This window comes from Pedobacter sp. 10L46_2, assembly GCF_056395165.1.
Genome location: NZ_JBFTIZ010000021.1, coordinates 12,886 through 36,041 on the forward strand (window position 1 = coordinate 12,886; position 23,156 = coordinate 36,041).

Below are 23,156 nucleotides of genomic sequence, written 5' to 3' on the forward strand. Positions count from 1 at the left end.
AAAGGATAAAACATGTTTAACCTATTTAGTAAAAATACCTCAGAAAAGCCACAGGATGTTAAAGCCATCAGGGAGGCTATACTTGTTTTCATTAAGCAGGAACTACAAAAAATGGAAGGCGGAGAAGGAAAACACATTAAAGGTTTCCAGCTCTACATTGCCTGTATACCTGTAGAAAAATACATGTATGAATCGGCGGTTTTTGCCGAAGAGGAGCATCATTTCAAAAATGAGGTACAAAGAATAGCTGATGATTTTGCAATAGACCTTCCCAAAACCTGGACAATGGAAACTGTTTTTGTGGACGAGCTACCTCAGCAAGCCATAAAAATGCCTAATCTGGAAGTGGCCCTTTACATAAAAACACCTGAACATGCAGCAGTACAAAAATCAGGAACAGCATACATAAGAATTTTAAGTGGTGAGGCCGAGAAAGCCGAATATACCCTCTCTTCTTCTGATGGCAAGATTAATATTGGCAGGGAAAAACAGGCACAGGATAGCGACGGCTTTATCAGGGTTAATAACATTGCCTTTCCAGATTCCAGCACAAATGAATGCAACAAATACATAAGCAGGCAACATGCCCATATAGAATGGAATAATGATGCTGCAGCTTTTATGCTTTTTGCTGATGATGGTGGTGTGCCTCCCCGAAATAAAGTAAAAATAAGGTCTGTAAAGGAGCATAATTCTGTAAAACTTACCTTCACAGAACTGGGGCACGCACTGCAAGAAGGAGATCAGATAATTTTAGGAGAATCAGCTGTTTTAGAATTCAGTTATCATTCTAATCAGTAATTATAAACAAATGGCAAAAGTATTTACTATAACAGAAGGATTGGAAAATATGGGTGCACTACGCACCGGCGGACAAGGATCTGTATATAAGGGTAAGAGAATGGGCGCCATTCTTTCGGCTGTAAAACTATTGCCTACACCTATCCACGCAGAGAGCACTGAGGACAAGAATTTCAGGGATTTCCAAAACGAAGTAGAAAAACTAAAAAAAGTTAATGAAGATCCAAGTCCCAATGTGGTCAAAATATTAAACTCAGGTCTTACCGAAAGCGGCTCTCTTCCTTTTATAGAAATGGAATACATAGAGGGCCCGGATCTGGAAGACTTGCTGAAACCACCACATAGCCCGATATTTACCATAAGAGAAACCATCAAGCTGGCCGATCACCTGGCCAATGCCCTTGCGCATTGCCATAAAGTAGGTGTTAAACATGGCGATATTAAAAGTAACAATATCAAATTCAATACGGATACTGGTAACTATATACTGCTTGATTTTGGTTTGGCGGTAATGTCTGATGAACAGCGTCGTTCCAGTTTACGTCATGCAGGTGCAGTAGAGTTTATGGCTCCTGAGCAGCACGATGGCAAAATGCTTTTTCAATCTGATATTTACAGTTACGGCATTATTCTTTATGAACTTTTAGCCGGAACGGTCCCCTTTCCGTTGATCAATAAAACAGAAACATCCCGAAATATGGTGATGCTTTCACATATCGAAAAGCAGATCCCTGATGTGATGGAGCTCCGTAAAAACCGCTTACCGGTAGAATGGTCAGAAGAAAAGAAAGCCCATGAAATGATGGCTCCGGCCTGGTTACTCCAGATTATTGAAAAATGCCTAGAGAAAAATCCGGAGAAAAGATTCCACGATGGAGTTGGTCTGTATGAAGCGGTTAGCAATAGCAATCAGGACATCCTTAACAACGAACAGGTTACAACAATAATAAATGAACTGAAAGCCGAGAATGAACGACTAACCGATTTGGTTCAGAAGTACGAAAAAGGAGGCAAAGCAAAAGCATTTCTTATTGGCGGAATTATATTATTTATTTGTTTAGCTACATTTGGAATAAATTTGGTCTTAAATCAACGTAAGGGTACTGAAACAGACAGCACTAACGTTGTAAGTAAACCAATACTGCCAGTAAAAAGCAGTTCAAAAACTGAACCTGGCAAGAAAGTTACAACAGTGAATCCGGATACCTTACAAACTGTTCCGGCGGCTAAAAAGGATACGATCAAACCAAAAACGACTAAAAAAACAAAGGACGGATTGATTAATGATGTTCCTGAATTTTAATAAAACAACAAAGACACTATGAGCAAAGTATTTACCATAACAGAAGGATTAGAGAACATGGGCGCCCTACGTACAGGTGGGCAGGGTTCTGTTTACAAGGGTAAAAGGATGGGTGCCATTATTACTGCGGTAAAGATATTGCCAACTCCTATTCATACTGAAAATACGGACGATAGAAATTTCAGGAATTTCAAGAATGAGGTTGAAAAACTAAAAAAGGTAAATGAAGTACCAAATCCAAATGTAGTTAAGATCCTTAATTCGGGCTTAACCGAAAGTGGCTCTTTCCCATTTATTGAAATGGAATACATCGAAGGACCAGATTTGGAAGAACTGCTTAAATCACCACACGCTCCAATTTTTACAATCAGAGAGACCATTAAACTTGCCGAACAGCTGGCAAATGCCCTTACGCATTGCCATAGAGTTGGGGTTAAGCATGGGGATATAAAAAGCAATAATGTAAAATTTAATACGGATACAGGGAATTACATCCTGCTCGACTTTGGCCTGGCAATCATGTCCGACGAGCAGCGCCGCAGCAGTGTGCGACATGCGGGTGCAGTTGAGTTTATGGCTCCGGAACAGCATGACGGCGAAATGTTCTTCCAAACCGACGTGTATAGCTATGGTATAATACTCTATGAGCTTCTGGCCGGTACAGTTCCTTTCCCATTGATCAACAAAGGAGAATCAGCGCGTAACTCAGTGATGCTTGCCCATATGGAAAAGCAGGTGCCCGACATATTAGCACTGCGAAGAGCTCAATTGCCGGAAAACTGGTCTGACGATGTGAAGGCACGAGAAATGAATGTACCTGCATGGCTACTTGATGTGATCAGGAAATGTTTAGAGAAGCGACCTGAAAACAGATTCTCTAATGGAATGGAATTGCAGGATGCCGTATTGCACCATAGCCATAGTAATGTATCTGCAACTGCTGCAAAACCAGCGGCCACAGTAGCAAGCGCAGTTACTGCAGCACCCTCATCAGGAGTTCGTGTTGCAAAGCCAGTATTTGTTTTAATGATCATGGCCATTTTAATGCTGGGTATTCTTTCAGCATATGCTTTGTTTTTTAAAAATCTTGAACCGAAAAAAGATCTGGTTACCGATTCCAGCAGTATAGTCCATCAAGACACCACCCATCAGGCAGAAGAAATAATTCCTGACACCACCGAGGAAATCAAACCTATTATTTTAGATACCGCGGCACAACAAGCCAATCAGGATAGCTTAAAAAAAGAGTTTGAACGCCAAACCGCGGCAAATACATCTAAGCCTACTCCTCCTCCTGTTACACAACCTAAAGAAGGACCAGAGGAACCTGTTATATTTAGTGAGGGCAAAAAATACAGAGTCCCTAAAACCACACTTTATTTTCATGATTCTCCAAATAATGATGCTCCCAGAAAAGGTATCTTAGGACTATGGGTCAAATCAAAATTTGAGGTAATTGATGAACAGGGCAACTTTATCTATGTTACACTTACCGACAGTGATGGGCAGGTTRCAAAAGGTTGGTTAAAAAAATCAGACCTGAAGGAAGTTCCACAATAAATGCTTAAATTTCATTACCAAATATTAAGCATACCGTTGTATGGCAAGAACTACACCGCTTTCCGTCAATTACACTGTACTTAAGAGTGCACTGGATCAACGTTTCCTTATACTTAACTCATCCGTTAATAAAATAATATTTATTAGCCTGGTTACTGTAATCAGCTTGCTTTTCATGTACACCTTTGTGCCTTTTAACATCAACAGGTGGTATGAGGATGCAAGCAAATTTGACTTGTTCAAAATCTTTAGCATCTTTTCACTTGCCGGAACATTCACACTCCTGCTCACCCAATTTGGATTGCGGAAATGGCTGCGTATCGAATACCTTACCTACGGGCAATATTTCTTCTGGTTTCTTGGTGAAATACTGATCTTAACCTTTGGCATTATGGGTTGCGACTGGCTGCTCAACAATCATCCCGACCTGTCTGTAAGCAATTATCTCGACACGTTCAATTATACCATACTTATTGCCATCCCCCCTTATGTAATTTCATTACTGATTTTATTTGGCGCACAGCAATACAAACTGGCACACAACCTTTCATTGGTAGCAACAGAACACAAAGCACTTTCAGATAACCTGCTGATCGGAGATGAGAACGGAAAAATCATATTAACCCTTCACCCGAACAATGTATTGTTCTTTAAATCTGAAGACAACTATGTAGATGTTCATTACCTATTGGGTGGTGAAGTTAAAACAGAGCTTATCCGTACCACATTAAAAAAGATTGAGTCAACCTGCAGCTATTCCGGTTTAATAAGGGTACACAGGTCATATACCATCAATATAAAAACCGTTTCTTCTTCAAAGAAAACACATAAAGGCTATGTGCTTCAGTTCGATCCATTGCCCGACTTGCAGATTCCTGTTTCAGCATCACATCAAAAACAATTTGAGCAATACCTCAGCAGTACTACCTCTACGTTCCCATTCACCCCATTATAGCCCTATTTCGTCCCAAACACGTTCTAATCATTGTATGCAGATGGTTTTGCAATCTATATTGCACTAACCAAAACCAAACACAATGAAAGTAACCAGACTATTTTTATTGATCCCTTTTCATTTTTTATTTGCCAACCTAAACGCTCAGGTTATCAAAGGAACGATTAAAAACAGCGCCACACAGGAGGCCGTACCGGCTGTATCCATTCATGTAAAGAATTCTTCGGAAGGAACTTATTCTGATGACAGGGGCAGGTTTCAACTGACCATTAAAAAGAAATTACCCATCATACTTGTCATCTCTTCTATCGGTTTTGAAACTAAAGAAGTTGATGTGCAAAGTACCTCTGCCGCGCTCGATATCACCATTAACCCCACATCTATACTTGGGCAAGAGGTAGTGGTTTCGGCCAGTAGGGTGGTACAAAAAAAGCTCTCCTCTCCGGTAACCATAGAGCAGCTCAGCAGTAAAGACATCAGCAATTCCCCTCAGCTAAACTACATGGATATGATCCAGGGTTTAAAAGGAGTTGATGTAACCGTTTCCAGTATTGGCTTTACCAGCATCTCTACAAGAGGGTTTAACACCAGCGGAAATACCAATTTCACACAAATTGTGGATGGGATGGACAACCAGGCACCGGGGCTCAATTTCCCTCTGGGTTCGGCCATCAGCTTAACTCAACTTGATGTTGACAACATTGAAGTACTCTCGGGTGCATCATCTGCACTTTACGGTTCAAGGGGCTTAAATGGCACCATGGTAATGACCGGTAAAGACCCATTTAAATACCAGGGTTTAAGCGTGCTGATCACACAGGGAGTAAACCACATTAAAAACAGCGGCAGTTATGACCCTGTAGGTGCATCACCATATTATGATTGGGCAATCCGCTATGCCACAAAGATCAACGAGAAACTGGCTTTTAAAATTAACTCTCAATATACACAGGCAAACGATTGGGTGGCTACCGACAGCACCAATAAAAATGGCCCTGGCAGCAGGTTTACAGATCCAAATTATAATGGCGTAAACTATTATGGTGGAGCTACAAGTACAGATATTAATCCGTTCTTAGAGGGGGCATTAGCAGGCGATCCTTCCCTGGCTCCCCTTATTGAACCTTTACTGGCCAAACCTAACTACGTGGCCAGAACAGGATATCCGGAGTATGGATATCTGGATAACAAGGCAAAATTATTCAAAGTAAATGCCGAGTTCAGGTATAAAATAAATCCCAAACTAGAGGCAATCATGTCGGGCACATACGGTACAGGAAACATCGTATACACCAACGATACCCGCTACCAGCTTAAGGCCTTTAAAGTTGGCCAATACCGCGCAGAATTAAAAAGCGACAATTGGTTTGTCCGCGCATATACCACTTCAGAAAATTCCGGAAGAACCATAATTGCCGGCCCAACCGCTCAGTACATCAACGAAGGATGGAAAACGAGTTATGATGGTGCTACAGGAGGATGGTATCCGGAATATACCGGTGCTTTACTCGCTTCCCTTGCCGGAGGGGCCAGCTTAAATGATGCACATTTAGCTGCCCGCGCATTTGCAGATCAGGGTCGCGCACAATTAGGCACCCCGGAATTCAACGCCCTTAAAGAAAAGATTTCCAATACACCTATTTCCGAAGGAGGCACCTTATTTCTGGATCGCAGTAAGCTCTACAATGCAGAAGCTCAATACAATTTTACCGATAAGGTTAAGTTCATGAGTGTAATTGCCGGCGTTAACTGGCGCTTATACAGCCTGAACAGTAAAAACACATTATTCCCTGATAAGGATAAACCAATCAATGTAAAAGAATACAGTGCCTACATTCAACTGGCAAAAAAACTGGCAGCCGACAGGTTAAGCCTAAGTACCTCTTTCCGGTACGACAAGAACACGCTTTTCTCTTCTCCTAAAGTAACCTCAAGAGCTTCGGCAGTGTATGAGCCCGTTAAAGAAAACTTTATCCGCTTCTCTTATCAAAATGCGTATAGCTTTCCATCAAACATTCAGGCATTGCAAAACACACTTAACGGATATAACAGCTACTCCTCAGGAGGCTCTTCTTTGCTGTTAAATGACAATTACCATTTCAATCAGTTTCCGCCATATACACTTGAAAGTGTATCCGCTTATCAGCAATCAGGCGATGCCTCCGTATTAAAGAAATTTGAATACAATGACATTAAACCGCAATCTGTAAATGCCTTTGAGCTTGGTTATGCAGCTTTAATTGGCAAAAGAGTAATGTTTGATGTATTGGGCTATTTCTCTACCTGGAAAAACTTTATCGGCTACGCCAATGTGGCAAATACTCCGGGAACCGATGATGTAACTGCTTTTAAAGATCATAGTACATATGTACAGTACAATATTGCTTTTAATGGCGGACAAACCGTAAACACTTATGGCTACGCTGCCAGTGTAAGTGTAGACCTGTCGCATAACTTTTTGGCTAAGGTCAACTACTTTTCAGACAACATTAAGAACAAAAACAACAGCCAGGTAAACAACTTTAACACGCCTCATTACCACGTTAACATGGAATTTGGCAACAGCGGTTTCGGCAAAAAGCAAGAATGGTCGTTTGGCACTACCCTACGTTACAAGCCCGGCTATTTCTATGTTGTTTCGGGTGGCTTAGCTGAGGGCAGGGTTCCCAGTTCAGCAGTTATAGATGCCCAGGTAAGTTACAAACTTATCAAAGCACGTTCCGGCATAAGGCTGGGTGCTACAAACATTACCAACAAATACTATTCAACCGGCGTTGCCAACCCAAATATTGGCGCGGTCTATTATGTAACTTATGCATATAATATCCTTTAATATGAAAACCATCCCATCATTACTAATTGCCCTTCTTGTTACCCTTTCTTTGTTTTCCTGCACAGGAAACAAATCAACGCAAGCGGGAAACTACAAAACCAGGTTAACCTTTAAACCTGGCGAAGAACAGAAAATTGCCGAAGCTTTCCTGTCGATAAAAGACAGCACACAAATTTTATTGAAGCAGGGCACCTATAAATTCGACAACCTGAGCATTGCACAGGTGAACCACATCATGATACAGGGCGATGGCCATGACAAAACTATTCTCGACTTTAAAGAACAAAGCCAGGGCGGCGAAGGGATCAGGGTAACAGATGTAAAAGGCTTTGTGATTGATGGCATGACCATTCGCGATTCTAAAGGCGATCTGCTAAAGATTAACAAGAGCCGGGATGTTACCATTACCAACCTCCATGCGGTTTGGAGTAAAGCCGACTCAACCAGCGGTGGCTATGCCATTTACCCTGTAATGTGCAAAAATGTATTGATAGAAAACTGTTATACAGAGGGCTCGTCAGATGCAGGCATTTATGTTGGTCAAACGGATAGTGCAGTGGTAAGAAAATGTAAAGCAGCAAAAAATGTTGCAGGCTGTGAAATCGAGAACACATCTAATGCCCAGGTTTACGACAATGAATTTTATAACAACACCGCGGGCTTTCTGGTATTCGACTTACCGGATCTTTCAAAGAAAGGCGGCCATGTTAAAGCCTACAACAATTACATCCACGATAATAATTTCAGAAACTTTGCAAAGGCAGGCAGCTTTGGCACCTCATGGGGTGTGGGTAATGCCTCACCCGGAAGCGGTATTATTATATTGGCGGCATCAGATATTGAGATCTATAACAACCGGATCATTAACAACAATTCATCCTCAATAACCATTGCTTCGGGCTTTGCAGTTGATGAAAAAGCTGCCGAGAAAATAAACGACAATTACTTTCCCATTTCAAAAAACATCAATATTCACAACAATACTATTGAAATGGGCCCCGCCTTTCCGCAGCCAGCCTATGAGCACCGTATTGGAAAAATATTAGTAGCCGTTGAACAGCAGTTAAATGCCAGTGATCCGGCAAGAAAAAACAAACGTATCCCTTTCATTATGTACGATGGCATCTCGAGCAATATCTTAACCAAGGGTACAGCAGTTAATCCGGATTCTATTTGCATAAAGCAAACGGGCGACAACCTATTTGTAAATGCCGACTTTTTAAACATCAGCAATCCTAAAAACTGGAAACCAAACACAAACATTACCCCTTATATCTGCAAGTAAAAATCAGTATCAATGCGTAAAACTTATCTTTTGGGGTTTCTCCTCCTTTTCAGTATTTCACTTTCCATTTTAAGTGAGCAGGGTTGTAAAAACAAAACCGGCCAGGCTGTGCAAAACAGTGGCTTTGTATTTAAAGAAAAACTATCTGATTATGGTTTCTTTAAAAACAAACTAAAGGATCTTGATCCCAATGAAGGGGTTTTGCATTATGATATCAGTACCGCTCTCTTTACAGATTATGCCGTTAAAGACCGCTTCATTGTTTTACCAAAAGGTACTGCAATGAAGTACACGGCACAGGGTGCGCTTGAATTCCCTGACTCAACCATCATCGTTAAAAACTTTGCTTATACCAATGTCAATCATCAGAAAATAATGATCGAAACAAGGCTACTGGTTAAAGACCCTTCCGATAAGAACTGGAAGGTGATGAATTATCTGTGGAACAAAGAACAAACAGAGGCCATCAAACACATTACCGGAGCAAAAATCCCGATTATCTTATTGGATAATGATGGCAATAAACTCTTTACAAATTACCAGGTACCAAACACCAATGATTGCAAGCGTTGCCACATTAAAAATGATGTGTTAATCCCTATTGGTCCAAAAGCCAGAAACCTTAACATTACCCTTGTCGGACAAAGTACCAATCAACTTAAGGCATGGGCAGCAAAAGGAGTACTTAAAGGATTGCCAGATACGGGAGCGGTTGCTCAATTACCGAACTGGGCCGATGCTAAGCATTACAGTCTGGAACAACGCGCAAGAGCATACCTTGATATAAACTGTGCCCACTGTCATACCAAAGGAGGCGACGCCTATAATACAGGTCTGTTTCTAGAATATGAGCAAACCAACCCCAATCATTTAGGGATCAGAAAAGCCCCGGTTTCGGCCGGAGGTGGAGCTGGCGGGCTTAATTATGATATTATACCTGGCGATGCTACCCATTCTATTTTAGCTTACAGAATGAATAGCACAGAGCCGGGCACTGCTATGCCTGAGCTTGCAAGGACCCTTCCTCATAAAGAAGGAATTAAATTGATCAGGGAATGGATAAACAGTTTAAAATAAAAAAGAACAGCCGTATATTTCTTCCGACTGTTCTAACCTAATTCACAAAACTCCCTAAGTTTATGAATGCTGTGCATCCATCCAGATCAACACAGCACTCAGCCTAAATAGTGTTAAACCAAATTGGTATGGCCAGATCAGGGCTAACCATTCCCTGATCCTCTATTAACTAACAATCCGCAAGGGTGGCGGAAGGATCTTTATTACAGTTTCTCCTTCAATGCCTCATAGGTCTTTTTATAATCCGCATTATCGGATTCCTTTTCAACAAGCTTTTTACTCCATGCCAATGCTTTGGCAAGCTCCTCTTTGTCTGCACTATACTCTAATACAAAGTTGGCATTGGTATTTATGGTAGCCAGGTTGGCTGTATCTTCATATTTCTCGGTGTAGTTTACAATTGCTGAGGCAAAAGCTTTCCAGTCCTTACCGTAGTAAAAAAACAGTTTCACTCTGGTAACAGTCCGGTCGGCAGTTGTGGCATCATGCTTTTGCGTTACCGATGCGGCTATTGTTTTCCAGTCAGGGATTTTGTCTTTGGCTTTAGCAGCCTCAACAGCCGGGTTAATAATTGCATCGGCAATGGCTTTATCTTTTTATTTAATATCTGTGGCGTCAGATGATTTTGGGGCGGCAGTTACCACTTTACTCAGCTCATCAATTGCACTCAATTTCAAATACAACTATGAACTGGTCCGAATTTCCGAAGTCAATTATGAGCTCTTCCTCAGGTCAAGGAACCCCGAGGTAAAAATGCTTGGCATACTGGCCAACCTTGGAGATGGCAACCCTAGTAAAGGAAATACGAGCCAGCTTAGAGCCTAAGAAATAAACAAAGTATGACATCAGTCAGCATAGGCGACTAGTCCGCTATCATACGATTTGGCCGTATCCAGTAATAGCAATAAGGATTGTATATCGCTATCATTAACAGTATGCTTTTGAATATTCACCCTGATTTGCCGTATTAAAGATGTGTCCCATCTAAAGTCCGAATGGTAGTCAAACCTTTCAGGAATGATCTTCTTTACTTTTAGTCTGTCAAAAATTTGATCATCTATACTGCCTATTAATTTACATTCCTCTTCTTCTGGATAGTTCGGCATATTCTGATTATCGGCTAATAAATAGAAATCTAACATACAGAACTTATTTTTCGATACACAAATATTAACTATTTTAAAATCAATTAATTACAAAAAATAAGCAACAAAAGAATAACTGAGTAATTGATATTGCTTACCTCTATTGGGTAGGAAATTGAACTGTTCCTGTTCACTCTAACTGATCCAGTAGACTTGAGTTGAACAGCAAACCCTCTCTGAAGTTCATGCCTAATCTCAAAATATCGGGTATCAAAAAGCAACGACAATTTGTTTCTTGAGATAGTCTCAAGATCCTCACCGCGGCTGGATAGAGGCAATTTAATGCTACCACAAGTTTCCGACTTATCAAAAWTTGGCTTTGTCATTTAGAGAGGTTTTTAATTCGAATATACAAGTGCTAAGTGTTTTTTGTTAAATGATCCAAAATTGGCGGTTCAAGTATTTTTCAATCTCAATAAACCTTCCGGTAATCCTTAATCTTCTATAATTGCTTTAAGATTATCAGAAAGGTAATGATCAAAGAGATTGTTTGTTTAAAGATACATAATTGAATTATTTAAAATTCCTTCCCCCATAAAAGGTTCCCTTTGGAACTTCCCCGGGAACCGTTGTAAGTACTGGCAAATCCTCTTGCTCCCGCTGCACCAATTTACCCATCAGTTTAGTCAAATCCACGCATTTGCTCACAATGACATGAACCACCTCTCCTTCCCGCTGCAAACGCCCCTCCACCATCAACAGCCTGGAATGCAAAATCTCTTTCCGGTAGGTATCAAAAAACTTTTCAAATACCACCAGATTGCTAAAGCCAGTCTCATCCTCAATGGTAATAAAACATACCCCACCGGCAGTTCCCGGTCGTTGTCGAACCAGCACGAGCCCGGCAACCTTCACCAATTGTCCGTTCTGCGCCTCCTTATTGATCTGATGGCAGGACAAGATGCGCAGCATCTCCAGTTGTGATCGCACAAAGCTCACCGGGTGTGCTTTTAACGATAAGCCTACGGTAGCATAATCCTGAACCACATGTTCTCCTTTGCTCATCAACGGCAATTCCACCTGTGCCTCCAACATACTTTCTGAGGGTTGCCCTTTAAAAATCACCACTGGCATATCCTGCAAGGCAGAAACCTCCCATAATGCTTTTCTGCGGTCCAACCCAATCGAGCGGAAAGCATCAGCATCTGCCAGTCTTTCCAGTGTATTAATCGCTATTCCTGCATCACGTAAGGCCGTAACTGTCCTGTACTCATTTCCCCTGCAATTCACCAAAACATCCATCTCCTCCTGCCCTAAACCTTTAATCTGCCGGAAACCCAAACGGATCGCACAATACTTCCMTGATTTTTCTTCCAGCAAATTATCCCATGTAGAATAATTGATATCAACTGGCCGAACCTCCACACCATGTTTTTGTGCATCAATTACAATCTGCGCAGGCTGGTAAAAGCCCATTGGCATACTATTGAGCAAGGCTGTAGCGAAGGCATCCGGATAGTAGTGTTTCAGCCAGCAGGACACATAAACCAGCAAAGCAAAACTTGCCGCATGACTTTCGGGGAAACCATAACTCCCAAAACCCTCCAACTGCCTGAAAATCCGTTTGGCAAACTCCTCGGTATATCCCTTTTTCATCATCCCCTCGACCAGCCTCTGTTCATACAAATTAACCGTTCCGGTATACTTAAAAGTGGCCATACTGCGACGCAGTCCATCTGCTTCGGCGGGTGTAAATCCTGCGGCTACAATGGCAATTTTCATTGCCTGTTCCTGAAATAGCGGCACACCATAGGTTCTTTCTAAAATTTCTTTTAATTCAGCGGAAGGGTATTCCACAAGTTCATCACCATTACGTCTCCTCAAATAAGGATGCACCATATCTCCCTGTATGGGGCCAGGCCTGACAATGGCAACCTCAATCACCAAATCATAAAAACATTTGGGCCTTAACCTGGGCAGCATGGACATCTGTGCCCTGCTTTCAATCTGGAATACCCCCAGTGTATCCGCAGCACTAATCATATCATAGACCTCCGGATCATCCTGAGGGATATTGGCCAGGGTCAGATCTAAACCATAATGCGCTTTGCACAAGTCAAAAGCCTTGCGGATACAAGTCAGCATACCCAAAGCCAATACATCCACTTTCAGAAAACCCAAAGCATCAATATCGTCCTTGTTCCACTCAATATTCGTACGGTCTTCCATACGCGCATTCAGGATCGGACAGAGATCAGTCAGCTTCCCATTGGTCACCACAAAACCACCGGTATGCTGGCCCAATTGTCTGGGGAAACCCATCATCTGCGCGGTCAGTTGCAAGGTCTTCATCAAATGCGGATCCCGGGGATTCAAATCCTGTTCAGTCACACGCTTGCCCTCAAACCATTCGTCTGTAAACTCCCATACTGAACTGGATAACCTGTTAATGGTATCCACAGATAAACCCATGGCCTTGCCCACATCTCGCAAAGCACCTTTCTGGTGCAGCTGTGTTACCGTCGCCACAATCGCTGCACGGTCACGGCCATACTTGGTATAAATGTACTGCATGATTTCCTCCCGACGTTCATGCTCAAAGTCCACATCAATATCGGGCGGTTCATTCCTGTCCGAAGAAATAAAACGCTCGAAAAGCAAGTCGAACTTCATAGGGTCTACTGAGGTTACACCCAGACAGAAACAAATTGCTGAATTGGCCGCTGATCCCCTTCCCTGGCATAAAATGCCTCGGCTTCTCGCTTCGCGGACAATGTCTTCCACAAAAAGGAAGTAATTCGCATAATCCATCTTCCGCACAAAGTCCATTTCATGGGCAATCATGTTCAATACTTTTTCCGGGATAACCTCCCCATAAAATGCATGTGCGCCTTTAAAACACAGGTATTCCAGCTCTTCCAATGGCGAACGACCGCTTTTGTTGATCTCCTCCGGATATACATATTTCAGTTCATCCAGTGCGAAAGCACATGCCTCAGTGATGTGCATCGTATTGCGGATCGCTTCGGGATAATTACGGAACAAGCGGTGCATTTCGGCAATCGGTTTCATATAACGTTCCGCATTCTGATGCAACCTGAAACCAGCCTCCTTGATGGTACACTTTTCTCTCACACAGGTCAGCACATCCTGTAATTCCCTTCTGGAAGGATTGTGGTAATGCACATCACCGGTGGCTACAACAGGTATTCCAAACCTAGCAGATAACTGCTGGATGCGAAAGATCAACTTATCATCATTACCCAGGTACGTACGTGTTGCAGAAAGGTATAACTGCTTACCCAAAGCTTCCCCATATTCCTCAAAATCCTTAACAAAGGAATCCTCAAAATTGAAATGACGGTTCAGCACACCAGGCATCACAACGGTAAACAACATCCCTTCAGCGTGTTCATAAACATCCGCCTTATTCAAATGGCAGGAACCTTTTTCCGCACGCAGATTCCCAACCGTTAATAAAGCCGAAAGTCTGCAATAAGCATCTTTGTCCGTAGGATAAGCCAGTAAACTTGGCCCATCCAGTAAATCCAGGCGACAGGCGGGAATGATCTGAATGTTTTTTTCTTTAGCTGCAGCGTGTGCACGAACAATGCCTGCCACCGTATTGCGATCAGTAATGGCTACCTTTTTATAGCCGAAAGCAGCTGCCTGATCCACCAGTTCATGGGGATGGGAAGCCCCCCTTAGAAAGCTGAAATTAGAAGTCACCTGTAATTCACTGTATTCCATATCTCATTCTTCATGCAAAAAAACCATGTATAAACCATTGGTACCGCTGCTCGCCCCCATAGTGACCCGAACGGAACAGCCAGTAACGCTGTCCCAGTTCATCTTCCACCTGGTAATAATCCCTGTGCTCTCCTACATCTAACCACCACTCCCGTTCTATGCGCTCAGGACCATCGGCCTTCACCACAACATGCCTGATGCCCATATAAATAAAAAACTTTGGCGGATGATCGGGTATCAAGGCCATTACTTCGATTGGGACAGGTTTACTCAACAATTCTGTTGGGCGCGGTCTGTCAATATGCCATTGGGCTATCGGTTTTTCAGTAATGGAAACTGCCCGGTTCGCAGATCGTTCCGGCCAATAGCGAGCTGCAGGGACATAACGATGAATCACATCAGGCCCCATTTTACCGGTTACCCTGTCCAGCAGCTGGATCACACTCTGATCATCCAGTCCGGGCTTACCCGCCCAAAGCGCTTCTTGTCCGGGTAAAATATCATCCACTTTAGGCGCTTCCAACACAAACAGTTCAATGCCCAGGGCCGGGCGGATCTGATCGATCTTCAACTCGAAAAGTTTAAACAAATGACTGACGCTACAGGTTGCCCCGCTGGTTCCTATAGAAACTTGTACCACCTTGCCATCAATACGATAACAAGTCAGCACCCCTGTCCTTAAGCCCTTGCCCTCATTTTGCAGTCGCAGACACAAATGCTCCAGTAATCGGCTGATCGCCACTTCAATGCCAATGCGGGTTTTAATCGGCTCCAGACAAGGCAAGCGTTCCTGAAAAAGAACAGGCACCTGCAAAGGAGTAATCAACTCATCAACTGTACCCAAAGCCTGCCCCAAACGGGCCAAAAAATCCTCTCCGAAACGCCTGCGCAGCACCGAGCGCGGCATACCTATAAAACTCCTGATCCGGTAAAAACCAAGCTTGCTCAGCTTAGCCAGTGTATTTTCCGGTAAACGCAAGGCTTCTGGCGGCAACGCAAGCAGGGCTTCTGTATGCGTCCCGGGTGCAATCAAAGGAGTTACTTTTCCAAAACGAGCTATTGCCCATGCGGCACCGGCAGTATCAGCCATCGCCACACGAACCGTATAACCCTTGCTTTTTAACCTGGATACGATTTCTTTCAGGTATTCCCGTTCCCCGCCCCAAAGGTGGGTACAGCCACTTACATCCAGGAACAACCCATCTACCGAAAAATCATCGGCCATCACCACGGGTGAATAACGCACACACCACTCTCCAAGTCCTTTCAGCAATATGGTAGTGCGCCCGGCTTTATCATCCAAAACCTCCAGTCCCGGGCAAAGGGCCTTGGCATCAGCTGCACGCATTCCTATCTCAATTCCCTGCGAAGCAGCTAAAGGACTTGTCGCAGTAATCATATTGCGCCCATGATCGGGCGCTGCGAAAACAAAAGGAATGTCACAAAGTTCCGGCCGGCGGATCAGCTGCCAGTCTGCCAGCAAATGACGGAACCATATCGAAACATAACGCTTTTGCATTTTTTAGCCGTTTAACCAATTTGTCTTTCCTCTTGATCGTACCATGCTGCTGTTTTCAAGGCTGGAAGTACTTCCACAAAACGATCTCCTCCCCATTCCATGATCCAGCTTCCCGGATTTCCATTACGGACTTTGGTCAGCTCCACCTTCCAGCGAGGGAAACCCACACCAGGCATTTCATCCTCGGTTACACTGGGTACCGGGCTGATCTTCCAGCGCGCTGAAGCCACCGTACTTACGGCCTTACGGGCGTCTTTACGTAAAATAAAACCCGTCACACCAGAACCTTCCACCGCAAGCTGGAGTCTACGGGATTCAATCAAACTCAGTTCATTCAACTCCGCCACCACAGCAGCAAGACCTTCACATTTTAAAGCCTCCTCCATAATCCAGAGCACATCTTTTTCCCTGGTAACATCCATAAAAATGATCCGCTCGGGTTCTACGTTGAACAGACAAAGGGAAACCGGGAATAACTTTCTTGCAGTACTGATCCATACACAAGCAGCGCCATCCTTCATCAATACCGAAAGCAAGCCACCGATAAAACCATCGCTCGCTGCCGCATGTTCGGGCAGCACCGTAATAAATTCATGAATGGCCTTTTTCGGAAAAACCCCGTTTGGAAATACGTTTTCCAGCTCACCAAGGCCAATCGCCTCAGCAGCTTCTTTACCTTGCAGTTTAAAGCCCTGCCACAGCAGAATATCCTGTTGTAATTTACTAACCAATTCCTGTTTTGCGTTCATGATGTTATCCCCTTTCTTGAATCATTGTATTAGCAATGCAAATGAACAAACAAATATAATACTAAAAATATTAGTATTATAAATAAAATGAGAAAGAATTTTTACGCTCGATTTTTCTCGCTAAAATCCTAAAACTCCCGTCATCTCCTTTGGTTAACCAAAGGAGATGACGAGGCAGGGCGATGAAGGGAAGGGCAAGGACGACGTTTACTGTACCAACACCGGACATAATAGTGTGATTGCTAAGGCCAGCTTGAAGACAGCGTCGAGGCAGCATCGAGGCAGCATCGACATTCCTTCGGAAAAAGGTACCTGTTTTCCGAAAGAATCCTATCGCAGTCCTTAATTTGCCTTGATTCAGTCGAGACCCAGGTACTAGCATTAACATATTGAGTGCTATACAAAAGGAGATTAATTGAAAAATTTATTAATAAAAAAAAGTCCTGTATCATAATTATGATACAGGACTTTTTTCATCCTCACGTCATCCCGAACGAAGAGAGAGATCTCTTGGACTACGCCTAAACAAGGGATCTCTCTCTTCGTTCGGGATGACGGAGAAGAGTAATGACGGTCAAGGGTGATATCCATCTGTCCCTACTTCACTACCATTTCTTTTTTGCTAACCGTATGTGCGCTGAAATACCCCAGGGCATCATTGCTAATATTTGAAGGCGGGTTACCTGGAGTAACACCACCACCAGGACCATTCTGTGATTGCTGACTTAATGTATTCCAGTAAGTAAATACATTTTTATCTATACACTGCATCTCAACTTCTACGTTATCGCCTGTTTTCAGCTCATCGTCATCATCATTTTTCCCATTAAAAAACATCACACTCGGAACATTGTTTCCATCGGTAAAGCGATCATTTTCAGAATACACACTTCTCGATTGAAAACCATTCACTTTTAGCACAAACCGGTACTGATTGGCAATTCCGGCAGGATCTTTATAATGTACCTGTGCCTGCTTTTGCTTTTCGCTACCAAAATTAAATACTTTAACATCAAGCGAATCAATGCCTACAGAATCTGGCATGGTTGAAGAAGCAGTATAAAGCACATTATTTATATTTACTTTAAGGCTATATGTGCGGCCCGGTTCTCCTTTGAACGCACCAAAAGTATAGCTGCCGGGTGTGCTTTCGGTAAAGATCCATGAACTGCCCTGATCATCAGTTACATTTACTACGGCACCTTGAACAGCCGGGTAATCGTTAGGTTCAGTATAAGCAACCGATTGACTTATTTTAATGGTTTGCATCCCCAATTTATTGGTAATGTTGCCTTCTATCACCAACTGATTTGGAGAAGTATTAAGCTCAACGTCTATCACTTTTTCACATGAACATATGCTAAAGGATACTGCAAGTAACAGACTTAAATATTTGATTTTTCTTAACATCACTATTAAAATTTAAAGTTGTAAGTTACCGAAGGAATAATGCCAAAAAGGCTGGTTTGCACTGCTTCGGTACGTGTTGGATCATTTTCTTTATCGCGGAACTGGATAGAATAAGGGTTTTTGCGGTTCAATGCATTGTAAACACTGAATGTCCAGCTAGAACGGAATTTCTTGGTTTCCTTAGCCTTTAATGTTGCCCCTAAATCTAAACGGGAAGTATATGGCATTCTGTTGGCGTTTCTATCGGTATAATAATAAGTGGTAAGACCACCTACATTATATTTTCCGGCCGGATAGGTTACGGCATTACCAGTGCTGTAAATGTAATTAGCTGATACCGACCAGCGGCGACTAAGGTTGTACATGGCAACCAAAGCCAGGTCATGTGTACGGTCTTGCTTTGCATTATAATATTTGCCTTTATTGATTTCATCAAACTGCCTTTCGGTTTTTGAAAGGGTATAGCTCAACCAACCGGTAAGCTTGCCTTTGGTTTTTTTACCATAAAGCTCAAGTCCGTATGCCCTGCCCTTGCCATACAACAATTCAGATTCAACATCTTTATTAGCTGTTAGTTCAGCAGCATCTCTATAATCTATCTGATTTTGCAACCATTTATAATACACCTCGGCAGAAAATTCGTAAGCATTGCTTTCGCTATTTTTGAAAAACCCTAAAGCTACCTGATCTGCAATCTCGGGCTTAATGTTATTGCTGCTCATTACATATTGATCTGTTGGAGAGCTGGTGCCTGAATTGCTAAGGATATGGATATTTTGGGTATTTCGGTTGTATGATGCCTTTACAGAGTTTCGCTCATTTAAGGTGTAACTTGCCGAAAGACGCGGTTCCAGGTTGAAGTAATTTTTAACAAATTCACCGCTTTTATAGGTTGATGAGGAACTTACTTCTCCTGAACTGTCATATGTATTTATTGTACCGGGCCCCAAAAGGGAAAACTGGCTTAATCTTAAACCATATAATAAATTAAATTTATCGCCAATGGTCCATTCGTCTGAAGCGTATACAGCCATTTCTAATCCGTACCTGTTCTCTATAGAAAGAGGGTTGAAGCTCGAATTGGCCGATGCGGTAATGTCAGATGGTGCTATTCTATGGTGTGTGGCCTGCAATCCGAATCTTAGGATGTGGTTACTGGTATAATATTGCAGGTCTTCTTTAAAATTAAAATCTCTGATCAAGGATTTTACCTTGGCATTGCTATTTTCATCGAGCAGTTCTATGGCATAGTTGTACTTGTTATAGATCAAAGATGTATTTGAAAACAACCTGTTGTTAAATACATGGTTCCAACGGATAGTAGCTGTTGTATTGCCCCAATCGTTTGCAAAAAGGTCTTTGATACCAATATTATCCTGCCCAAAATAGCCTGAAAGAAACAGCGTATTCTTATCGTCAAACTTGTAATTCACCTTGGCATTAATGTCGTAAAAGTTTAACGTATTGTTCTTTAATGCCGAATCGCCCGAGGCTTTAAGCAAAAGATCTACATAGGTGCGTCGGGCGCTAATCATAAAAGAGCTTTTATTCTTAACGATTGGTCCTTCTGCTTTTATGCGTGAGGCGATGAGCCCTAGTCCACCTTCAAAGCCATATTCTTTATCATTACCATCCTGCATTTTAACATCAAGCACTGATGACAATCTGCCTCCATATTGCGATGGCATGCCACCTTTGTACAAACTTACGTCCTTTATGGCATCGGCATTAAAGGTTGAAAAGAAACCCAACAAGTGAGATGAATTATATACTGTGGCCTCGTCTAAAAGGATCAGGTTCTGATCGGCAGCTCCTCCGCGTACAAAAAAACCTGTATTGCCCTCTCCTCCTGCCTTTACTCCCGGTAAAAGCTGTATGGTTTTCAGAACATCCTTTTCGCCGAATAGAATAGGTACATTGTCAAGATCGGCCATATTGATCTTGTTGAGACCCATTTGAGGGCTCTTTACATTTTCATTTTTCCTTTCACTGGCACTTATTACTACCTCCTGCAAATCTGAAACGGCAGCAAGTTCTATATTTAGTTTTAAGGCCTTGTTTAAGGTGATTTTTTGAGTATTGCTCTGGTAGCCACTGTAGCTTACGATGAGGCTATACTCGCCTCCATCGGCTGTTAGGGAATAAAATCCGTATGCATTTGTAGCAATACCTGAATTTTGCGTGGCACTTTGCAATCTAACCGTTGCTCCAATCAAGGTTTCTCCGGTTGAAGCATCCCTTACCGTACCACTAATGGCGAAACGCTGCTGTGCAGATAAGAAGAATGGTACTGAAGTAATAGAAAATAAGAGGAAAAAGAGATATACTTTCATAGTGTTTTGGTAATTAACCGCAAAATTATCGTATTAGTATACCATCACCTCCAAAAAACTGATGAAACGGACAAAATAAGTAATGAAGTGTTCAAAAACTCCTTTGAATTGTAGGGAGTAACAATAATACAAAAAAGTGGTAATGACAATCGTCATCTCGAAAGAAGAGAGAGATCTCCTGAATAACACAGGCAAGAGACCTCTCCTATCGTCGAGATGACGACAGCTTTAAACATCTGTCATTGGTAATCTATTTCTAATCTTCCAACACGCCAAATTTCCCCATGTTGAAATCAGTGATCGCTTCTCTGATTTCTGCTTCAGTATTCATTACGAACGGTCCGTAGCTTACAATAGGTTCATTCAAAGGTTCCCCGCTTAACAACAAAACAACACTTTGCTGATTTGCTTTAATGTGAATCTCTTCGCCTTTATTTTCAAATAAAACAAAGCTATGTTCTCCAACTATTTCATCGTTTACCTGAACACTTCCGTTTACAACTAATAAAGCGGTATTATGACCGGCCGGAATACTGGTAGTCGTTTCGGCTCCTTCATTCAATTTGATGTCAAACAGGTTCACCGGACTATATGTTTCTGCAGGACCTGCAACACCATTGAAGTTTCCGGCAATTACATTTACCTCGCCGCCATTGTCTGCAAGCTGCACTTTACCCATGCCATCTTTGGTCAACTCCTGATAATGCGGAGCTGTTGATTTGTCCTTTTTAGGAAGGTTAACCCATAACTGAACCATTTCAAAAGGTCCTCCTTTTTTAGAGAAAGTCTCTTCATGATATTCTTTATGCAAGATTCCATTACCGGCAGTCATCCATTGTACGTCACCAGCATTGATTATTCCGCTACTTCCGGTACTATCGTGGTGTGCAACACTTCCTTTGTAAGCAATGGTTACTGTTTCGAAACCTTTATGTGGGTGAACACCAACACCTCTAAGGTGATCTGAAGGCCCAAAATCATATTCAGGATTAAAGTCCAATAGTAAAAACGGACTTATTCTCTCCTGCGGAATGCCAGCGCCCGGGATATAATTAAATACCCTAAACCCATCGCCAACCATATGCGGGCGATCAGAATTTATCACGATTTTTTCAATTAACTTTTTCATTTTAATTCTCCTTTTGATAGTATAACACAAAGTTATCCTAAATAGATGAGCTGTTAATTGATCTAGGATAAGAAGTATGGCCTGGTTATTTGACAGAAAAGTACCACACCCAACCTATAAAAAACAATTGAAGAGGGATGCGCTGCCACAAATAAGACATCCCTTTCCCATCAAACTTTGCAGTTTCATAGTTGATGCTATGCATTGAGGCATATATGTTTGCAGGCAAAAGAAGTATAAAGAAAATGATTAGGAAGTACCCTGCATAAGGCCTAACTGCAGGGAACAACAAGGCTATTCCCAAAACAATTTCCATAATTCCAGTTAAAAATACGATGGAATCTTTAAATGGAATTACGGGTGGTATCATTAGGGCCATTCCTTTTGCATAAATGAAATGCCCTATTGCAGTGAAGCAGAGCATAGCCAGCATTGCCAGATTGCCCCCGAATGTAAAATTCCAGTTTCCCGTTATAAATCTCGAGATAATCGAATACAATAAAAAAGTTATTAATAATATAAATAGGGGCTTCATTGTTCTTTGTTTTAATGTTCAACAAAGTTGCAGAATGATAGCTGCGAAAAAAATGACATATGTTAGTTTCGCACTTGAAGCTTACGGATCCGACTAAGGCTTTCGGGCTGAATCCCTAAATAGGAGGACAAATGTTTAACAGAAATATTCTGTATCAACTCAGGATTTTTACTTAAAAGTAACGCATACCGTTCTTCAGCAGTAAAAGCAAGAAGATCCATTTCCTTTCGCAAGCGTTTTACGTATTGAAATTCAGCCATTAAGCGGCCAATTCTTTCTCCTTCATGATCTTTTTTATAGAATTCCTGTAAGTGTCTATAAGGAATAGCAACTACTTCAGCCTCTTCTAAAAGCTCAATAAAAATAGGGCTTGGTTCTCTGCTAATGAAAGAGAGATAAGCGGTTACAAAATCGCCTTCAAATTGGAAATCTACGGTATAATCCCGGCCATCTTTCAAAAAGTAATTCCGGGTTGCACCTGCATTCAGAAAGTAGATATAATTTTCAGTCTGTCCTTCTCTGATTAGAAAATCGCCCTTTTTGAATGTTTTTAAAAGTAAACCGGAAGAAAAGGCATTCCACTTTTCATCAGTAAGCGCTACAAATCCAGAAATTGCCGACTTTATTTTATCGAAATTACAATTCATAGCTATAAAGATAGCTCTATTGAGTATTCAATGCATCCAGCAACTGTTTTTCTTTATCACCATTCCAGTAAGCACAATCCAACTGTAAAAAGACCGAAGTATAGGGAATGGTCTCATTTGTTTTAATGACCAGAACTTTAAACAGTTTCGATTCCGTATCCAATTTCCTGAATACGGAATCATGA

General features: G+C 42.0%; 18 protein-coding genes. 8 read left to right on the forward strand and 10 right to left on the reverse strand.

The features are described from left to right. Positions 1 to 12: 12 nt before the first annotated feature. The 7 genes from AC1DDX_RS04135 to AC1DDX_RS04165 all read left to right on the forward strand — a co-directional run bounded on the left by AC1DDX_RS04135 (position 13) and on the right by AC1DDX_RS04165 (position 9,814). On the forward strand, positions 13 to 801 hold the full coding sequence (locus tag AC1DDX_RS04135) for an FHA domain-containing protein (RefSeq protein WP_288884199.1): 789 nt from the start codon (positions 13 to 15) through the stop codon (positions 799 to 801). A 10-nt stretch (positions 802 to 811) separates the two neighbouring features. Continuing rightward, complete coding sequence (locus AC1DDX_RS04140) at positions 812 to 2,104, forward strand: serine/threonine protein kinase (protein WP_337717384.1); 1,293 nt, start codon at positions 812 to 814, stop codon at positions 2,102 to 2,104. A gap of 18 nt (positions 2,105 to 2,122) precedes the next feature. Continuing rightward, a complete protein-coding gene (locus AC1DDX_RS04145; RefSeq protein ID WP_477621797.1) occupies positions 2,123 to 3,664 on the forward strand; it encodes a serine/threonine protein kinase in 1,542 nt (513 codons plus the stop codon). A gap of 40 nt (positions 3,665 to 3,704) precedes the next feature. Next, positions 3,705 to 4,619, forward strand: a complete 915-nt coding sequence (locus AC1DDX_RS04150) for a LytTR family DNA-binding domain-containing protein (protein WP_048907188.1) — start codon at positions 3,705 to 3,707, stop codon at positions 4,617 to 4,619. 82 nt (positions 4,620 to 4,701) lie between these two features. Then, positions 4,702 to 7,452, forward strand: coding sequence for a carboxypeptidase-like regulatory domain-containing protein (locus tag AC1DDX_RS04155; RefSeq protein WP_288883951.1), 2,751 nt, complete (start codon positions 4,702 to 4,704; stop codon positions 7,450 to 7,452). Between the two features lies 1 nt (position 7,453). Then, entirely contained in the window at positions 7,454 to 8,737 is a 1,284-nt protein-coding gene (locus AC1DDX_RS04160; protein ID WP_288883952.1) for a parallel beta-helix domain-containing protein, read from the forward strand. A 12-nt stretch (positions 8,738 to 8,749) separates the two neighbouring features. Further along, positions 8,750 to 9,814, forward strand: coding sequence for an SO2930 family diheme c-type cytochrome (locus AC1DDX_RS04165; protein ID WP_288883953.1), 1,065 nt, complete (start codon positions 8,750 to 8,752; stop codon positions 9,812 to 9,814). 203 nt (positions 9,815 to 10,017) lie between these two features. On the opposite strand, the gene AC1DDX_RS04170 is transcribed toward AC1DDX_RS04165, so the two are convergent. Beyond that, the gene (locus AC1DDX_RS04170; RefSeq protein ID WP_337717382.1) at positions 10,018 to 10,266 is read right to left on the reverse strand and encodes a hypothetical protein; all 249 of its coding nucleotides are present in this window, start codon (positions 10,264 to 10,266) and stop codon (positions 10,018 to 10,020) included. A 130-nt stretch (positions 10,267 to 10,396) separates the two neighbouring features. Between AC1DDX_RS04170 and AC1DDX_RS04175 the strand changes: the two genes are divergently transcribed. Beyond that, a complete protein-coding gene (locus AC1DDX_RS04175; protein WP_288883955.1) occupies positions 10,397 to 10,639 on the forward strand; it encodes a hypothetical protein in 243 nt (80 codons plus the stop codon). Between the two features lie 20 nt (positions 10,640 to 10,659). On the opposite strand, the gene AC1DDX_RS04180 is transcribed toward AC1DDX_RS04175, so the two are convergent. The 9 genes from AC1DDX_RS04180 to AC1DDX_RS04220 all read right to left on the reverse strand — a co-directional run bounded on the left by AC1DDX_RS04180 (position 10,660) and on the right by AC1DDX_RS04220 (position 22,971). After that, on the reverse strand, positions 10,660 to 10,956 hold the full coding sequence (locus AC1DDX_RS04180) for a hypothetical protein (RefSeq protein WP_172661143.1): 297 nt from the start codon (positions 10,954 to 10,956) through the stop codon (positions 10,660 to 10,662). Between the two features lie 516 nt (positions 10,957 to 11,472). Beyond that, a complete protein-coding gene (locus AC1DDX_RS04185; RefSeq protein ID WP_477621798.1) occupies positions 11,473 to 14,649 on the reverse strand; it encodes an error-prone DNA polymerase in 3,177 nt (1,058 codons plus the stop codon). 10 nt (positions 14,650 to 14,659) lie between these two features. After that, positions 14,660 to 16,168, reverse strand: a complete 1,509-nt coding sequence (locus tag AC1DDX_RS04190; protein ID WP_172661145.1) for a Y-family DNA polymerase — start codon at positions 16,166 to 16,168, stop codon at positions 14,660 to 14,662. An 11-nt stretch (positions 16,169 to 16,179) separates the two neighbouring features. Further along, on the reverse strand, positions 16,180 to 16,917 hold the full coding sequence (locus AC1DDX_RS04195) for an ImuA family protein (protein WP_337717380.1): 738 nt from the start codon (positions 16,915 to 16,917) through the stop codon (positions 16,180 to 16,182). A gap of 597 nt (positions 16,918 to 17,514) precedes the next feature. Next, positions 17,515 to 18,327, reverse strand: a complete 813-nt coding sequence (locus tag AC1DDX_RS04200; RefSeq protein ID WP_172661146.1) for a DUF4249 domain-containing protein — start codon at positions 18,325 to 18,327, stop codon at positions 17,515 to 17,517. A 5-nt stretch (positions 18,328 to 18,332) separates the two neighbouring features. Continuing rightward, positions 18,333 to 20,660, reverse strand: coding sequence for a TonB-dependent receptor (locus AC1DDX_RS04205; RefSeq protein WP_288883959.1), 2,328 nt, complete (start codon positions 20,658 to 20,660; stop codon positions 18,333 to 18,335). Positions 20,661 to 20,916: 256 nt separating this feature from the next. After that, positions 20,917 to 21,789, reverse strand: a complete 873-nt coding sequence (locus AC1DDX_RS04210) for a pirin family protein (protein ID WP_337717377.1) — start codon at positions 21,787 to 21,789, stop codon at positions 20,917 to 20,919. 85 nt (positions 21,790 to 21,874) lie between these two features. Beyond that, positions 21,875 to 22,324, reverse strand: coding sequence for a DoxX family protein (locus AC1DDX_RS04215; RefSeq protein WP_337717375.1), 450 nt, complete (start codon positions 22,322 to 22,324; stop codon positions 21,875 to 21,877). A gap of 62 nt (positions 22,325 to 22,386) precedes the next feature. Beyond that, complete coding sequence (locus AC1DDX_RS04220; RefSeq protein ID WP_172661150.1) at positions 22,387 to 22,971, reverse strand: Crp/Fnr family transcriptional regulator; 585 nt, start codon at positions 22,969 to 22,971, stop codon at positions 22,387 to 22,389. Positions 22,972 to 23,156: the final 185 nt, after the last annotated feature.